The organism is Kitasatospora sp. NBC_01266, assembly GCF_036242395.1.
Taxonomy (GTDB): domain Bacteria; phylum Actinomycetota; class Actinomycetes; order Streptomycetales; family Streptomycetaceae; genus Kitasatospora.
The window spans coordinates 4,908,768-4,924,326 of sequence record NZ_CP108458.1 but is presented as its reverse complement, the minus strand read 5'-3'; the positions used below and the strand labels follow the sequence as shown (position 1 = coordinate 4,924,326).

The window sequence follows — 15,559 nt, the reverse complement described above, 5'->3', positions numbered from 1 at the left end:
GCGACACTCCTCGGTACCGAGCGCTCGGAGGCGAGCGCCGCACCCGGCCGGCCCTCTTATCAGCCAGGGATTCAGGTGCAGATGCATGGTAAATGCCAGGCACTCGGGTCTGTAGCCCTATGGGTCGACCATCCGCGGAGCGGACGGTGGACTGGCTGGGACGACCAGGCGGCAGAACGCCCTCAGCAGATCCGCTCCGATTCAGGCGGGGTCGCTGGGGCGGGTGGCACGGACGGCCAGGGCGGCGGCCACGCCGGTGTAGCGGGTGGGGTCGAGCAGCTCGGCCAGGGCAGCCTCGGTGAGTTCGGCGCGGACCTCGGGCAGGCCGCCGAGCACCTCGCCCAGGGTGCGGCCGTCGCGGGCGGCGGTGGCGGCGGCCTGGTTGAGGAGCTCCTGGGCGGTGGTGCGGCCGAGCAGTGGGGCGAGCACGGCGGCGATCCGCTCCGAGACCAGCTGACCTGCCGTCAGTTCCAGGTTGGCGCGCATCCGTTCGGGTCGCACCTCCAGCCCCTCGGTCAGCTCGGCGGCCAGATGCGCGGCGCCGCCCGCCAACCGCAGGCACTCGCGCAGCAGTTGCCATTCGGCGTGCCAGGCACCGGCCGAGCGCTCGTCCTCGGCGATCAGGCACTGCGCCAACCCGGCGGAGAGCACCGGGACTTGCAGGGCCGCCGAGCGGATCAGGGTGGCCAGCACCGGGTTGCGCTTGTGCGGCATCGCGGAGGAGCGACCGCGTCCGGCGACGGCGGGTTCGGCGAGCTCACCGACCTCCGTGCGACCCAGCGACTGCACGTCCACCGCGATCTTGCCGAGCGCGCCGGTCAGCAGCGCGCAGGCGGCACCCAGGTCGGCGATCGGGGTGCGCAGCACGTGCCAGGGCAGCACGGGGACGGCCAGGCCGACCTCGGCGGCGTAGGTCTCGGTCAGCCGGCGCGCGTAGTCGGCCCGGCCCGCCGGACCCTCGGCGACGCCCCGCGCGTACTCCAGATAGCCCGCCAAGGTTCCTGCCGCACCGCCGAGTTGGACCGGCAGCCCGCCCTCGGCCAAGGCCGCCAGCCGCTCCCGGGCGGTGCGCACCAGCTCGTACCAGCCGGCCGCCTTGAGCCCGAAGGTGGTCGGCACCGCGTGCAGCGCCAGGGTGCGGCCGGCCATCGCGGTGTCCCGGTGCGCGTCGGCCAGCGCGGCGAGGGCGACGAGCGTGCGGTCCAGATCGGGCAGGATCACCCGGATCGCCCGCTGCGCGACCAGCATCGCGCCGGTGTCCAGCACGTCCTGGCTGGTCGAGCCGCGGTGCACGTACTCGGCGGCCTCCGGCGTCTCGGCCGCGACCACGGCGGTGAGCGCCCGGACCAGCCCGACCACGGGGTTGGCGGCCTCCCGCCCCTGCCGGGCCAGCGACACCAGGTCCAGCCGCTCCGCCTGCGCGAGGCGCCCGATCGCGGCGGCGGCGGCCCAGGGCACCGTGCCGAGCCGGGCCTGCGCCCGGGCCAGCCCCGCCTCGGCGTCCAGCATCGCCTGCAGCCAGGCCCGGTCGCCGGTCACCGGCTCCACGGGTGTGCCGGCCCGCACGGGCGAGAGCAGGCCGGAGTCGAGGTCGATCCCGGCGGCCGGAGTGGCGTCGGCGCTGGTGTCCATGGCGTGTTCTCCGCGGCAGAAGGGCAGTCATGACCAGAGCGGCCGGTGGGCCGACCCGGCCCACCCAACTCGGCTCGTCCAACTCGGCCCACCCAACTCGGCCCACCCAACTCGGCTCGTCCAACTCGGCTCGTCCAACTCGGCTCGTCCAACTCGGCTCGTCCAACTCGGCTCGTCCAACTCGGCTCGTCCAACTCGGCTCGTCCAACTCGGCTCGTCCAACTCGGCTCGTCCAACTCGGCTTGTCCAACTCGGCTTGTCCAACTCGCCCATTCAACTCGGCCCAGTGGCAGGGAGTTGACGCTCCCACTGCGCACAGTTGTGTGATCTTGGCCACACTGTTCGAACTCGTGCGCCCTTTCCGCCGTTTCGCGCGTCCAAGGAGAGGCACATGCGGGTGATCACGGCGGTGGGGGAAAGATGGCGAGTGCGGGCAGCGGCGGCTCGGTGCTGCGGATCGCGGGACGCACGGTGGCCTGCGCCGTCTCGTTCTCGGTCCTGGCGGCGTGCGGGTTCTCCTGGTACACGTACCACGACCTGACCGCCGGGATGACCACCTCGAACGCGATCGAGATGGTGCAGCAGGCCGCCCAGCAGGCCCCGCAGCAGGCGGCCGTGTCCGCCCCGCCACGGCTGGACAAGTCGGTCAACATCCTGCTGATCGGCCTGGACAGCCGCAAGGACCAGAACGGCAACGACCTGCCCAAGCAGTTCGTCCAGGACCAGCTGAACGCCGGCAGCAGCGACATCGGCGGCTACAACACCAACACCCTGATCCTGATGCACATCCCGGCGAACGGCGGGAAGGTCGAGGCCTTCTCGATCCCCCGCGACGACTACGTCGACCTGGTCAACGTGCCCGGCGGCCACCCGCTCGGCAAGCACAAGATCAAGGAAGCCTACGACCTGGCCAAGTACTACGCCGAGGAGCAGCTCTCCAAGCAGTACTCGGGCGCGGACCTGGAGCACCGGGGCCGCGACGCGGGCCGCGCGGCCACCCTGCTGACGGTGCAGAAGTTCCTCGACGTGCCGATCGACCACTTCGCCGAGCTGAACCTGAAGGGCTTCTACGACGTCGCCCAGGCGCTCGGGCCGATCACCGTCTGCCTCACGAAGGACGTCAGCGACCCGACCATCGCCCGGACCGCCAGCACGCCCGGCGGCGGCTCGGGCTTCGTCGGGCACCAGGGGCTCAACCAGCTGGACGCCTCGATGGCGCTGGCCTTCGTGCGCCAGCGGCACAACCTGCCGAACGGGGACTTCGACCGGACCCACCGCCAGCAGGCCTTCCTCGCCTCGGTCACCAACAAGCTGGAGCAGGAAGGGGCGTTCGGCGACCTGGGCAGGATGCAGGGGCTGCTGGACGCGGTGAAGCAGGACCTGGTGATCGACGACAACTGGGACATCCTGGACTTCGCCCAGCAGGCGACCAACCTGACCGGCGGGAACGTCGAGTTCAACACGCTGCCGATGGAGGGCTACGCCACGCTGGCGAGCGACGGGGACGTCAACCTGGTGAACGTGGCGAAGATCCAGGCGATGGTGCGGCAGGCCATCAGCGGCGTCGACCCCACGGCGGCCGCGTCGGGCACGACGGGTACGACGGGCACGACGTCGCCCGGCCCGACCGCCCCGGCCACCTCGTCGACGCCGTCCACGCCGTCCACGCCGTCCACGCCGTCCACGCCGTCCGCACCCGCCACGCCCGACGGCTCCGCTCCCTCCCCCGGCGACAGCTACGCCGGCCCGGCCGTCCAGGGCGGCGTCCCCTGCGTCAACTGACGCACCCACACCCGCACCCGCGCCGCCGCGCCCCCGACACCCGGCGCTGACCGGCCGTCAGGAGAGCCGTCCGGCGGTGGATCGCGGCCATTGACCCGGCGGGCGGCGGACTATACCTTCCCTCTCATTGGTCTATGCCAATAGGTCCGTCACGCCTCCCTGCACCTCCCGCGTCCCCCACCGCCGCTCCCGCTCGCGGCGCCCGCCGAGGAGAGTCCATGCCAGCGATCCGCCGCACCGCCGTTCGCAGAACCATCCGCCGAGCCGCCGTCACCGGCGCGGCCGCCACCTGCGCCTTCGCCCTGCTGGGCGCGGCCCCCGCCAGTGCCGCGCCCGCCCACGGGGGCGGCGGCCCGGGCGGCCAGAAGGAGCTGACCGGCTACTTCACCCAATGGGGCATCTACTCCGGCTTCATGGAGAAGAACCTGATCACCACCGGTGAGATCAACCACCTCACCGAGCTGGACTACGGGTTCAGCGACGTCACGGCGGACGGCCTGTGCGGCAGCGGCGACAGCTGGGCCGACTACCAGCGCCCGTTCTCCGCCACCGAGTCGGTCAGCGGAGCGGCCGACCAGGCGGGCCAGGCGCTGCTCGGCAACTTCAACCAGCTGCGCGAACTCAAGGCGAAGTACCCCAAGTTGAAGATCGTGATGTCGATCGGCGGCTGGTCCTGGTCCGGCCAGTTCTCCCAGCTCGCCTCGACCGCGGCCGGCCGGCAGAAGTTCGTCGCCTCCTGCGTGGACCAGTACCTCAAGGGGGACCTGCCGGGCCTGCCCGCCGGCGCGGCGGCCGGCATCTTCGACGGGTTCGCCGTCGACTGGGAGTACCCGGGCGAGCCCGGCAACGGCAACCCGTACGGCCCGCAGGACACCCCGGACTACACCGCGCTGATGCAGGAGTTCCGGCAGCAGGAGACCCAGGCCGGCGCCGCCGGCGGCAAGCACTACCTGCTCACCGCGAACACCTCGGCCAACCCGGAGTTCGCCGCCAAGCTGGAGCTGCGCAAGGTCGCCAAGGTGGTCGACTGGTTCAACGTGATGACCTTCGACTACCACGGCAGTTGGGAGGCGACCGGGCCCACCGACCTCTCCTCCGCGCTGTTCCAGGACCCGCGCGACCCCAACCCGGCCAACGACCGGTACAGCGTCGACCAGGCCGTCCAGTACTACGAGAACCAGGGCGTGCGCCCCGAGCAGATCGGCCTGGCCATCCCCTACTACGCCCACGAGTGGACCGGTGTCGCCCCCGGCCCGAACGGCGACGGCCTCTTCCAGCCCGCCATCGCGGGCGTGGCCGGCACCCCGGACTACAACCAGGTGGTCACCGCCCCCGGCAAGACCTACTGGGACCCGCTGGCCGCCGAGCCCTACAAGTACGACCCGGCCAGCGGCACCTTCTCGACCTACGACGACCCGGCCTCGGTCTGGATCAAAGGCCAGTACATCCGCGCCAACAACCTGCGCGGCACCTTCGTCTGGTCCCTGGACGGCGACACCAGCGACGGCAGCCTGACCGCCGCCCTCGGCGAGAGCCTCAACGGCCGCTGACCACCGCCCCCGCGGCACCCCGCCCGAACTCCCGAACTCCCGAACTCCGAACGCAGCAGGCCCCCTCGGTCTCTTCCGAGGGGGCCTGCTGCCGCGTGCGCACTGTGCCCCAGGCAGGATTCGAACCTGCGACACCAGCTTTAGGAGAGCTGTGCTCTATCCCCTGAGCTACTGGGGCCGGACGTGTCCGACGCTCGATCCACAGAGTACCGGATCGAGGGCGGGGCAGGTGCTGAGGTTTGGGACGTCTGCCGGGGGCGCGGCGGCGAGGGGCGGCCCCCGGGGCCGCGCGTTGACTACGATCTTGAGGGCGCGCGTCGTGCCGCAGGTCGGTCGGGAGGTGTCACGCTGTTCGGGCTGCTGTCCCGCCTGCTGGAGTCCAGGCGGGCCGATGAGGACCGGTGGGACACCCGGCCGACGAAGGCGCGCGTGCTCGCGGTGGTCCGCACCCTGACCTCGGCGACCCGGGTGATGGACGTGCTGCCGCTGCTGCGCGCCCGGGACGGGATCGAGCTCTACGTCACGGTGAATCCGGGCTCGGCCTTCACCGCCGGGCTGGACGCCTACCTGGAGTCGCTCGACGGGATCACCGCGCTCGGCTGGGCCGAGGCGGTCCGGCGCGAGTTCGATCTGGCGGTGGCCTGCACGGTGCACAGCTCGATGCGCCGGCTGCGGGCGCCGCTGGTGGTGCTGCCGCACGGCGCCGGGTACAACCGGCTGGTGCGCCCGACCACCGGTGACGACGTGTCACCGGCCGGGCTCTCCCGGCAGGAACTGACCTGGCGCGGGCGGGTGGTGCCGGCGGTGATCGGGCTCTCGCACGAGGAGCAGCTCGAACGGCTGCGCCGGTCCTGCCCGCAGGCGCTGCCGCTGGCCCGGGTGGTGGGCGACCCGTGCTTCGACCGGCTGCAGGCCAGCCTGACCGAACGCGACCGGTACCGGCGGCTGCTCGGCGCGACCGGCGGGCGGCGGCTGGTGGTGGTCAGCTCGACCTGGAGCGAGCACTCGCTGCTCGGCCGCTGTCCCGACCTGCCGCTGCGGCTGGTGCGCGAACTGCCGGTGGACGAGTACGCGGTGGCCGTCGTGCTGCACCCCAACATCTGGTCCCGGCACAACCCGCAGGACCTGCTGCGCGAGGCGGTGGCGGCCGGGCTGCTGGTGGTGCCACCGCAGAACGGGTGGCAGGCGGCGCTGGTCGCGGCCGACTGGGTGGTCGGCGACCACGGCTCGGTCTCGCTCTACGGGGCCGCGCTGGACCGGGTCACCCTGCTGGCCGCCACCGGCGAGGCCGAGCTGGCCCCGGACTCCCCCAGCTACGCCTTCGGGCGCGGCACCCCCGCGCTGGACCCGGACCGCCCCTTGGAACCGCAGCTGCACCGGGCCGCCGAGCGGCACGCGACCGGGCAGCAGGACGCCGCGGCGACCGCCCCGCTGACGCTCGCCCAGCGCTCGCTGGGCGAGCGCGGCCGCTCGGCCCGGATCCTGCGCGAGCTGTTCTACTCGTTCCTGGCGGACGTCCAGGAGCCCGAGGAGGAGGCGCGGTCCGCGCCCTATCCCGACCCGGCCCCGCCCGACCTGGCCCGGGTGAGTGCCTACGACGTGGTCGGCGAGGCCACCGCCGACGGGGTGCGGATCCGCCGCTACCCGGTGGGCCCCGACCACCTGGCGGCCCGCGGCTTCTACGCCGTGACCACCGAGGCGAGCCTGCGCCGCCGCCAGGTCGCCGAGGTGATCGCGCGCACCGAGCCCAGGGCCGAGCCGGAGCCACTGGTCTGGCTGGACCGGGTGGCCGGTCAACTGCCGGGCCTGGCCATCGCGGTGGCCGCCCTCGACGAGGACCGCCACCTGGTGCGGCTGCGCTCCGGACTGGTCCTCCAGGCGCGGGCGGTGCGCCCCTGGGGGACGGCGAGCGTGCCGCTGGACCCGGTGCTGCTGGGGGCCGCGGTGGCGGTGCGCGGGCCGCGGGACCTGGCGGGCGGCGAGTTGGTGATCGAGGCCGGGGCACGGGTCCGGGTGCGGTTCACCGCCCGCCCGTGAGTCCGTGAGTCCGTGAGCCCGTGAGCCCGTGAGCCCGGGGTGCTGCCCGGTCTCAGGCCTCGCCGGGCAGCACCCCAGCGGCGTCGCGCAGGGCGCGGATCCGCTCCCGGCTGGTCCGGGCCAGCTCGGTGTCGCCCACCCGCTCGGCCAGCGCGGCCAGCAGCTCCAGCGCCTGGTCCGCCTTGAACCGGTGGCCGAGCCGCAGCGCCAGGTCGGCGGCCGCGGTCAGCCGCGCGATCGCGGTGTCCGGATCACCCAGCGCCTGGTGGATCCGCCCGCGCAGCACGCCCAGCCGCATGATCATCACCTGGTCGTCGGTCCGCTCGGCCAGCTCGGCGGCCCGGTCGGCCTCCGCGAGTGCCGCCGCAAGCGCCTCCTCGGATGCCGCCGCGGGCTCCGCCGGGCCGGCCACCGCGAGGAGCGCCTGGGCCAGGTTGTAGCTCTGCACCACGATGCCGTGCGTGTCGCCGGCGTTCGCCTCCCGGGCCTCGGTGAACATCGCCACCGCCGCTTCGGTGCGGCCCTGCGCCAGGCAGAGCAGGCCCTGCGACTCGCGCAGCATCCCGGCCAGCCGCGAGTCGCTCACCAACGGCAGCAGCTCGCCGGCCAACGCGAGCTGCCGGGCGGCCAGTTCGTGGTCGCCGAGCTCGTAGTGGGCCCGGGCCAGCTGGTTGCGCATCCGGATCTCCGCGTCCGGGCGGGCGTCCCAGCGGGCCGCCTCGACGCCCAGTTCGTGCGCCTCGATCCAGTCCGCGTAGAGCTTGCGGCCGTGGTAGAGCGGCCAGAGCGACTCGCACAGCCGCCAGACGGCACCGTGCCGGCCCTGTGCGGCAGCCGCGCGGAGCAGCACCAGGATGGTCGCGCTCTCCCGCTCCAGCCAGTCCAGGTCCGGCGCACGGTCCGTCAACAGGCCGGTGGCAGGCGGCTCCTGGAGGCGGAAGCGCTCGCCGAAGGAGCGGTCGGCCAGGGCGGTGCGGTGCAGGTAGTAGTCGAGCAGGCGGTGCTGCACCGCCGCGATCCGCGCCGCGCCCAGCGCCTCGGCGGCCCGGCGGGCGGCGTGCCGGCGGACCAGGTCGTGGCAGCCGAACCGGTCCTCCGCCGGATCCTCCGGCGCCTCGCCCGCCACCGGCAGTTCGTCGATCAGGTGTGCCGCCAGCAGGTCGTCCAGCGCGGGATCAACCGGATCGGCCGGATCGACCATGCCGTCCGGCTCGTCCGGCTCGTCCGGTCCGCCCGCTCCGCCCGCCGGACCGCCGGCGACGACCTGGAGGAGTTCACGGGTGAACCGGGCCCCGGGCAGCACGCCGATCAGGTGGTAGAGCCCGCGGGCCGGTTCGGGCAGCCCGGCGTAGACCGCTTCGAGCGCGTCGTCCACCCCGTCCTGGCGCGGCCGGTCGGCCAGCGCCGCCATCACCCGGCGGACCGTCAGCTGCCGGCGCCCGATCAGCTGGGAGCCGACCGCGTTCAACGCCAGCGGCATCCCGCCGCACCGGGTGACCAGCTCGGCCACCTCCTCCGCCGTCCCGCGCCCGGCCCCCAGCCAGGTGCGGACCAGCTCGCTGCCGGCCCCGGTGGTCAGCGGCGGCACGGTGAGCACCTGCGCGCCGTCCAGTGCCAGGTGCTCCAGGCGCCGGCGGCCGGCCACCACCACCAGGCCGTCGCCGGGCAGCAGCGCCCGGACCTCGGCCGGCTGCTCCACGTTGTCCAGGAAGACCAGCAGCCGACGGCCCTTGGTGATGCTGCGGAAGAGCGCGCCGCGCTCGGCCACCGTGTCCGGGATGTACTCCTTCTCGACCTGCAGCGCGCGCAGGAAGCGGCCGAGCACCTCGCCGAGGTCGACCGCGCCCTCGTGCCGGATCGCCGCCAGGTCGGCGTAGAGGTCACCGTCCGGGAACTGCTCCCGCTCGCGCGCGGCCCACTGGGCGATCAGCTCGGTCTTGCCGACCCCGCCGAGGCCGGTGAAGGCGACGATCGACGGCCCGGGACCGTGCCCGACCGCGGTCAGCACCTCGGTGAGCGCGGCCAGTTCGACCGACCGGTTGACAAAGGCCCGGCGCAGCGGCTGGATCTGCCGTGGTGTGACGGATTCCCGTTGCGGGGCAGGGAAGTTGACGGTGACCTGGCGCGCCTGGACGAGTTGCTCGATCCGGCCGCCGGTGACCGAGTTGCTCACCCCGGGTCCCGGGCCGCCCGTCCCGTCCTGCGGTGTCATCCGCCGCCCCTTCCGCCGTCTGCCGTCCCGCCGCGACCCCGCTGGCACCACCCTACGTGCCGGCCCACCGCCGGGGGCGGAAACGGGCGGGCAGCAGGGTCATCGGGTCGAAGCTCTTGGGACGGGCGCGGGTCAGCGGGTAGCAGGCCAGGCCCAGCAGCACGGCGCTGAAGTGGCCGATGCTGGTGAAGTTCAGCTCGCTCACCATGCCGATGCCGTAGAAGAGCAGCAGCCCGGCCAGGTAGACGTAGCGCCAAGGCCGGACGAGCAGGTAGACGAGCACCGCCTCGACGCCGGCCAGGGCGTAGCTGACGCCGTAGTCGAGGGTGTACCTGGCCCGTTCGGGGGCGTTCCCGTGCTCGATCGCCCAGTACAGCACTCCCTCGCTCAGGTAGGTGGCGCCCACGTGCGCGATGGTCACCACGGCGAGCCAGCGGGCGGTGCCCAGCCAGCGCTCGGCGGGCACGTGGAAGATGTTGTAGAGCACGAAGTAGAAGAACCAGCCGCCGCCCGCGATGTAGAAGGCGCTGGTGATCAGCACCCGGACCGGGTCCGTCGCCAGGTAGTGCAGGTTGGTGGAGCGCCGCTCCAGGATGCGGTGCTCCGCGTGCGGCGAGACGTGTCCCAGTGCGACCGAGGTCGCGAAGAGGATCAGCAACCAGATGTACGTACCTGGGGCGCTGCAGATGTAGGCCCAGCATCCGCGGAGCAGCCTGCCGACTCGGTGACCCATCGCCCCAGTCTGGGCGTTGGGCGCCCGGGCCGGAATCCCGCCACGCCCTGACTCTTGACGGGATGCCATTCACCGGTCTCTGATATGTCACATTACGTTTGAGCCTGTGTGTTTTTGATGGATTACCTACTGCTCGGAGCCACCATGCCCGCTACCCGCCGCACCCGTGTCCGCACCGGCGCTCTGGCCCTGTCGATCGCACTCGGCCTGACCGGCTGCCTGACAGGCTGCGGCGGCGGCACGGGCATACCCAAGGTGACCGGGCAGATCTCCCTCACCTACCTGCAGAAGCAGGGCGACCAGCAGTACTTCAAGGACGAGGCGGCCGGCGCCAAGGCCAAGGCCGCCCAGTTGGGCGTCCGGCTCACCATGGTCGACCTGGGCACCGACACCGACCGGACGGTCACCGCGCTGCAGGCCGCGATCGCCGCGAAGAGCCAGGGGGTGATCGTGGTGGCACCGGACCCCTCGGTGGGCCCGCTGGTGGTGCAGACGGCCAAGGACGGCAAGGTCGCCCTGCTCTCCTCCGACGACCAGCTGTGCGGCGTGTCCACCGATCCGACGGCCTGCGCGCACCAGGACCTGGTGCCCCGAGTCGGCTTCAGCAGCGAGCAGTTGGGCTCGGCGGTGGGGCAGCGGGCGGCCCAGGAGTACCAGCGGGCCGGCTGGACGGTGGCCGACACCCGGATCATCTCGGCCTGGCAGCCGGACGTCTCGGTCTGCGGCGACCGGGTCAACGCCGCCGACGAGGCCTTCTCCAACGCCGCCGGACAGCTTCGGGTGCTCGACGTGGGGACCGACAACACCGTCGCCGGCGCGCAGCAGCAGGTGGCCGCCACCGTCGCCGACAACCCCGGCGTGAAGCACTGGGTGGTCTGGGGCTGCAACGACGAGAACGTGCAGGGCGGCATCACCGCGCTGAAGCAGGCCGGGGTCCACCCGGACGACGTGATCGGCGTGGGCCTCGGCGCCTACCTGGCCTGCCAGGACTGGGCCGGCGGCGGGCCGTCCGGCATGCGGGCCGCGCTCTTCCTGAACGGCAAGGACGTCGGCGCGCTCGCCGTGCAGACCATGGTCGACCGGCTGCGCAGCGGCAAGGACTTCCCGGCCGAGTCGCTCACCACGGCCGCCATGGTGGACGCCGGCAGCTGGCAGTCCGCCGGGGTCACGTGCTCCTGACGCCCGGTCGGCTCCGCTGCCCCGGGCGCGTCGCTTATCGATTGTTGATCGCCGCTGGCTAGCCTCGCCCGGATGAACGAGACGAGCACGACAACCCCGCCCGAGTGGTGCCAGCCCGGTGATCTGGAGAACTTCGTCCTGCTGCTGAACGGCCTCAAGGACTCGCTGGCCCAGGAGCAGAGCGCGGACCCGCAGGCCGGCCAGGCCGAAGGCCGGCGCCGACCGGCGAACTGATCTGACGGGTGATCACCTGCCGAGGCCGGCGGACCTGCGCGCTCCGCTCGGAACGGTCGCGGGGAGTCACGAAAGGGTGGTTTTCCGATGAACCGCCAGCAGCTTTGACCCCGCCCGCGCCCCCGCGAGCAACAGGTCGCCAGGTCCCCGCCCCGCTGGACCGACGCACTGTTCAGCGGTGCCCGGCGGGCCCGCGGCGCGTCCCGGGGCGGGCCCGCAGCGGGCCGGCGGCAGGCCGGCGGCCACGAACCGCGCCCGGAGGTCGCTACCATCGGCACTGGTGAGGAACCCCGTGCCAGACATTCCCGGCGGACCAGCGCCGGGCCCTTGGGGCGGTTCCCACACCACGTGAACGCCGCAATCCACGGTGGATGCGGCGCAACCCGAAAGGCTCGTACGTGACTGCGCCCCAGGAGCACTCCTTCGCCGACCTCGGCAAGGTGCTGGTCATCATTCCGACCTACAACGAGGCCGAGAACGTCGAACGGATCGTCTCCCGGGTCCGGACCGCCGTGCCCGAGGTGCACGTCCTCGTCGCCGATGACAACAGCCCCGACGGCACCGGCGAGATCGCCGACAAGATCGCCGAGCAGGACGGCAACGTCCGCGTCCTGCACCGCAAGGGCAAGGAGGGCCTCGGCGCCGCCTACCTGGCCGGTTTCCGCTGGGGCATCGACAACGGCTACGACGTCCTGGTCGAGATGGACGCCGACGGCTCGCACCAGCCCGAGGAGCTCTACCGGCTGCTGACCGCGCTGCGCGGCTCCGACCTGGTGCTGGGCTCGCGCTGGGTGCCGGGCGGCAAGGTGGTCAACTGGCCCAAGTCCCGCCTGTTCCTCTCGCGCGGCGGCTCGACCTACTCGCGCCTGATGCTCGGGGTGCCGATCCGCGACGTCACCGGCGGCTACCGCGCGTTCCGCAAGGAGACGCTGCTCGGCCTGGGCATGGACGAGGTCGCCTCGGCCGGCTACTGCTTCCAGGTCGACCTGGCGTTCCGCTCGGTGCGCGGCGGCTTCAAGGTCGCCGAGGTGCCGATCACCTTCGTCGAGCGCGAGCACGGCGCCTCCAAGATGAGCCGCAACATCGTCTTCGAGGCGCTCTGGCGGGTCACCGTCTGGGGCGTCCAGGCCCGGTTGGCGAAGCTCACCGGCCAGGACAAGAAGAAGTAGTAGCGGCCCGCGCGCGAAGGCCCGTACGTCTCGACGTACGGGCCTTCGCGCGTTGCTGCGGCCGGTCAGTGCAGCCGGGTCAGCCGGGCGGCGATCGACGGCGGGGCCAGGTCGTGCTGGAGCGCCACCGGGACCTGGAGCTGTCCCGGGCCGTCGCCGGCGGTCAGCGTGCCGACCACGGTGCCGGCCGGCGCGCTGTGGCCGATGCCACCGGGCGCCGCGGTCAGCCTGAGGGTGCTCGAGGTGCCGGTGAAGCCGGGCACCGTGACGTCCTTGGTCGCCACCACCGGCAGCCGGCCGCCCAGGCCGTCGTCCAGGTAGCCGACCACCTCGCCCTGCTTGGCCAGGGTCTGGCCGGTCAGCGCCGACTGCCCGGCAGTGATGATCTTCGAGCTGGCGGTCTGCGCGGCCTTGAGGATGTTGTCGGTGGCGGTCGGCGGCTGGCCCAGGGTCACCCCGAGCAGCAGCTGCTGGGTGCCGCCGATCTCCTTGGTCGCCGCCCACATCAGGCAGCTGCCGGCCGGGGTGCTGGAACCGGTCTTGGTGCCGATCACGCCGTTGTGGTTGAGCAGGTAGTTGGTGTTGGAGATCTTGGTGCCGGCGATGGTGGCGTCCGGTTCGGCGACGATCTGCCGGAAGATGCCGTCGCGCATCACCACCTCGGCCAGCTTCAGCTGGTCCTGCGCGGTGCTCTTGGTGCTGTCGCTGTAGCCGGCCGAGTCCGCGTAGCTGGTCCTCGTCATGCCGAACTTCGCGGCCTGGTCGTTCATCTTCTTGACGAACGCCTCCTCCGACCCCGAGTCCCAGCGGGCCAGCAGCCGGGCGATGTTGTTGGCGCTGGGCAGCATCAGCATCTCCAGCGCCTCGTACTCGCTGATCTGCTGGCCCGCGACCACCTTGGCGGTGGACTGGTCGGGGTCGTTGGACTCCTGGGCGGCGGCCTGGTCCACGGTGATCAACGGGCCGGACTGGCCCTTGGCCAGCGGGTGGGCCTGCAGGATCAGGTAGGCGTTCATCACCTTGGTGACACTGGCGATCGGGACCGGGGTGTCCTTGGGACCCGAGCTGCCGAGGCTGCCCAGACCCACCACCTCGGCGGCCGCCTGGCCCTTGGCCGGCCAGGGCAGCGCCAGCGGGTCGCCGCCGAAGGTGTAGGAGGTGGCGGCCGTCAGCTTCACCTGGGGAGCGGGCAGCGGGCGCAGCAGCTGGGCCACCCCGACGCCGCCGGCCAGCACACCGGCCAGCAGCGCACCGACGACGGCCCGCTTGAGCAGGCCGCGCGCCGTGACACGCGGCGCGGTGCGCGGGGACGCGCCGAGAGCGGTGAGGCCCGCCACCGCCTCCTCGCCCTGCTCGGGCACCGGCGCGGCCGGGAGCGGCTCGAAGGCGGACGCCGGTACGGGCGGCACAGGCGGCGCGGACGGCATCGGCGGCGCGGCGGCGACCGCCGACACTGCGGGGACCGGCTCCAGCTCCAGCTCCGGCTCCGGTTCGGGGGTCGGCTCGGGCTCGGGCGCCGACTCGGCCGCCGGCGGCCGGTCGGCTGACGCCGCGTCGGCAACCGGCTCATCAGTGACCGCCTCATCAGCGACCGGCTCAGCGGCTACCGGCTCGTCCGCCGCGGCCTCCTGCTCCGTCCGCATGGCGAGACGCGGATCGACTGCCTGCGGCTTCTGCGCCATCTCGTCGACCGCTTCGGCCGGTTCGGGCTCGGGCAGCCGCAGGAAGGTGGTCTTCATGTCCGCATCCCGGACACGCAGCTGGACAGTCGGCCCGCCCTTGACCTCCGTGCCCGCCGCCTCCGGTGGCGCCGCGTCGGCCTCGGGCTGCTCCCGCTCCCCGTCCTGCACCTTCTCCGGGGCGTCGCCCACGTGTCCCGACCTCCTCTTTCGCAGCCTCTGTTCATGCGTCGCGGGGGTTCCACCGCCGCGGGTCCGACCTGTACAGTCTCCGCCACCACGGCTCGTTCGCATCCCGCCACACCCTGTCCGACCGGCGGTTATTCCGCGCAACCGGCTCGTCTCGGGCACAGACGTCACCCTCTCGGCCGCTGGTTCCCCCGCCCGCGAGCGGCCCCGAAAGAGTTCCCGCCCCAAGGTCACGATTCGGAGGCGTACTCGACAAGTCCGTGTGAGAGGCGTCACGCTGTCATTCATCCACGCGGGGAGGCTTGGATGGGCAAGAGCCGTAGAACAATTCCCGAGGAACTTCTGTTGCTCGCGTTGGACCCGACCACGGGTACCACCGCGCAGCCGCAAACCCTCGACCTCGGACTCGCCGGGGCACAGCTCGTCGAGCTGTCCCTGGCCGGACGGATCGTCCCGGACGGTGACCGGATCGCCGTGGTGCTGCCACGGCCGACCGGCGACCCGACCCTGGACCACGCGCTGGAACTGCTGCGCCGTCGCGGCAGCCCGGTGCGTGCCGCGCACTGGATCGGCGGGCCCCGACTGGGGCTGCGGCAGACCTATCTGGCGCATCTGGAACGGTGCGGCATGGTCGCCGCCGTCCCGGGCCAGGTGTGCGGGGTCCTGCCGACGACGCGCTATCAGGCGTCGGACGACTGTACGAACGCTGCGATCAAGCAGCGGCTCGACACAGCCATCCGCACCGGCGTGCCGCCGGACCCTCGAACGGCAGCGCTGGCCGCACTGGCCCACGCCGTCGGCCTGGGCAAGCACCTCTACCCGGGCAACGAGGGCAGATCCTCACGGTCGCGACTGCGCGACCTGATCCGCTACGACCCGCTCGGCGGCATGGTCGCGCACGCCGTGATGGACGTGCAGAACGGCCTGCCGGCCCAGCCGAGCCGCACCGGCTCGACGGGCCGGGCCCCGGCCGCCCGCACCAGCGGGGACCAGGTCCCGCACAGCCGCACCGAGTCCGCCGCACCCACCCGGGTCGGCGTGCGCTGAACTGACGGCCCCACGGCCCACGGGGCGGTCGCCTCCGGCAGCAGCCGGGAGCGGCCGCCCCTGTGTCGTCCCCGGAACCGTCCCGGATGCGTCACCGGAACCTTCCTCGGAGCCGT

11 protein-coding genes and 1 tRNA gene are annotated in these 15,559 nt (G+C 72.8%); 7 read left to right on the top strand and 5 right to left on the bottom strand.

Annotated features, from left to right (window positions below; all coding sequences use genetic code 11):
- Positions 1-201: 201 nt before the first annotated feature.
- Positions 202-1,632 (bottom strand): 3-carboxy-cis,cis-muconate cycloisomerase, encoded by a 1,431-nt coding sequence (gene pcaB, locus OG403_RS21645; protein ID WP_329566863.1) that lies wholly within the window; start codon positions 1,630-1,632, stop codon positions 202-204.
- Between the two features lie 420 nt (positions 1,633-2,052).
- Between pcaB and OG403_RS21640 the strand changes: the two genes are divergently transcribed.
- Complete coding sequence (locus tag OG403_RS21640; protein ID WP_329566861.1) at positions 2,053-3,414, top strand: LCP family protein; 1,362 nt, start codon at positions 2,053-2,055, stop codon at positions 3,412-3,414.
- A 218-nt stretch (positions 3,415-3,632) separates the two neighbouring features.
- Positions 3,633-4,964: a glycoside hydrolase family 18 protein gene (locus OG403_RS21635; protein ID WP_329566859.1), complete on the top strand. Its 1,332-nt coding sequence runs from the start codon at positions 3,633-3,635 to the stop codon at positions 4,962-4,964.
- Positions 4,965-5,069: 105 nt separating this feature from the next.
- Here the strand turns inward: OG403_RS21635 and OG403_RS21630 are convergent.
- A tRNA-Arg gene (locus tag OG403_RS21630) sits at positions 5,070-5,142 on the bottom strand.
- Between the two features lie 251 nt (positions 5,143-5,393).
- On the opposite strand from OG403_RS21630, the gene OG403_RS21625 reads away from it, so the two are divergent.
- Positions 5,394-7,001: a hypothetical protein gene (locus OG403_RS21625; RefSeq protein ID WP_329566857.1), complete on the top strand. Its 1,608-nt coding sequence runs from the start codon at positions 5,394-5,396 to the stop codon at positions 6,999-7,001.
- Between the two features lie 52 nt (positions 7,002-7,053).
- Here the strand turns inward: OG403_RS21625 and OG403_RS21620 are convergent, their stop codons facing one another.
- Positions 7,054-9,213 carry a tetratricopeptide repeat protein gene (locus OG403_RS21620; RefSeq protein WP_329566856.1) on the bottom strand — a complete coding sequence of 720 codons (2,160 nt, stop codon included), beginning with the start codon at positions 9,211-9,213 and terminating at the stop codon, positions 7,054-7,056.
- 52 nt (positions 9,214-9,265) lie between these two features.
- Positions 9,266-9,946 (bottom strand): rhomboid-like protein, encoded by a 681-nt coding sequence (locus OG403_RS21615; RefSeq protein WP_329566854.1) that lies wholly within the window; start codon positions 9,944-9,946, stop codon positions 9,266-9,268.
- 144 nt (positions 9,947-10,090) lie between these two features.
- Between OG403_RS21615 and OG403_RS21610 the strand changes: the two genes are divergently transcribed.
- The 3 genes from OG403_RS21610 to OG403_RS21600 all read left to right on the top strand — a co-directional run bounded on the left by OG403_RS21610 (position 10,091) and on the right by OG403_RS21600 (position 12,528).
- Complete coding sequence (locus OG403_RS21610; RefSeq protein WP_329566852.1) at positions 10,091-11,125, top strand: substrate-binding domain-containing protein; 1,035 nt, start codon at positions 10,091-10,093, stop codon at positions 11,123-11,125.
- 72 nt (positions 11,126-11,197) lie between these two features.
- On the top strand, positions 11,198-11,359 hold the full coding sequence (locus OG403_RS21605) for a hypothetical protein (RefSeq protein WP_329566850.1): 162 nt from the start codon (positions 11,198-11,200) through the stop codon (positions 11,357-11,359).
- A gap of 398 nt (positions 11,360-11,757) precedes the next feature.
- Entirely contained in the window at positions 11,758-12,528 is a 771-nt protein-coding gene (locus OG403_RS21600) for a polyprenol monophosphomannose synthase (protein WP_329566848.1), read from the top strand.
- Between the two features lie 65 nt (positions 12,529-12,593).
- Here the strand turns inward: OG403_RS21600 and OG403_RS21595 are convergent, their stop codons facing one another.
- A complete protein-coding gene (locus OG403_RS21595) occupies positions 12,594-14,399 on the bottom strand; it encodes a D-alanyl-D-alanine carboxypeptidase family protein (RefSeq protein WP_329566847.1) in 1,806 nt (601 codons plus the stop codon).
- Positions 14,400-14,702: 303 nt separating this feature from the next.
- Here OG403_RS21595 and OG403_RS21590 point away from each other — a divergent pair, with 303 nt between their 5' ends.
- Positions 14,703-15,443: a GOLPH3/VPS74 family protein gene (locus tag OG403_RS21590; protein WP_329566845.1), complete on the top strand. Its 741-nt coding sequence runs from the start codon at positions 14,703-14,705 to the stop codon at positions 15,441-15,443.
- Positions 15,444-15,559 lie beyond the last annotated feature (116 nt).

Bases quoted from the DNA above. Each gene is read 5' to 3' on its own strand.
- pcaB (WP_329566863.1), bottom strand. From the start codon at position 1,632: ATGGACACCAGCGCCGACGCCACTCCGGCCGCCGGGATCGACCTCGAC.
- OG403_RS21640 (WP_329566861.1), top strand. From the start codon at position 2,053: ATGGCGAGTGCGGGCAGCGGCGGCTCGGTGCTGCGGATCGCGGGACGC.
- OG403_RS21635 (WP_329566859.1), top strand. From the start codon at position 3,633: ATGCCAGCGATCCGCCGCACCGCCGTTCGCAGAACCATCCGCCGAGCC.
- OG403_RS21620 (WP_329566856.1), bottom strand. From the start codon at position 9,213: ATGACACCGCAGGACGGGACGGGCGGCCCGGGACCCGGGGTGAGCAAC.
- OG403_RS21615 (WP_329566854.1), bottom strand. From the start codon at position 9,946: ATGGGTCACCGAGTCGGCAGGCTGCTCCGCGGATGCTGGGCCTACATC.
- OG403_RS21610 (WP_329566852.1), top strand. From the start codon at position 10,091: ATGCCCGCTACCCGCCGCACCCGTGTCCGCACCGGCGCTCTGGCCCTG.
- OG403_RS21605 (WP_329566850.1), top strand. From the start codon at position 11,198: ATGAACGAGACGAGCACGACAACCCCGCCCGAGTGGTGCCAGCCCGGT.
- OG403_RS21590 (WP_329566845.1), top strand. From the start codon at position 14,703: ATGGGCAAGAGCCGTAGAACAATTCCCGAGGAACTTCTGTTGCTCGCG.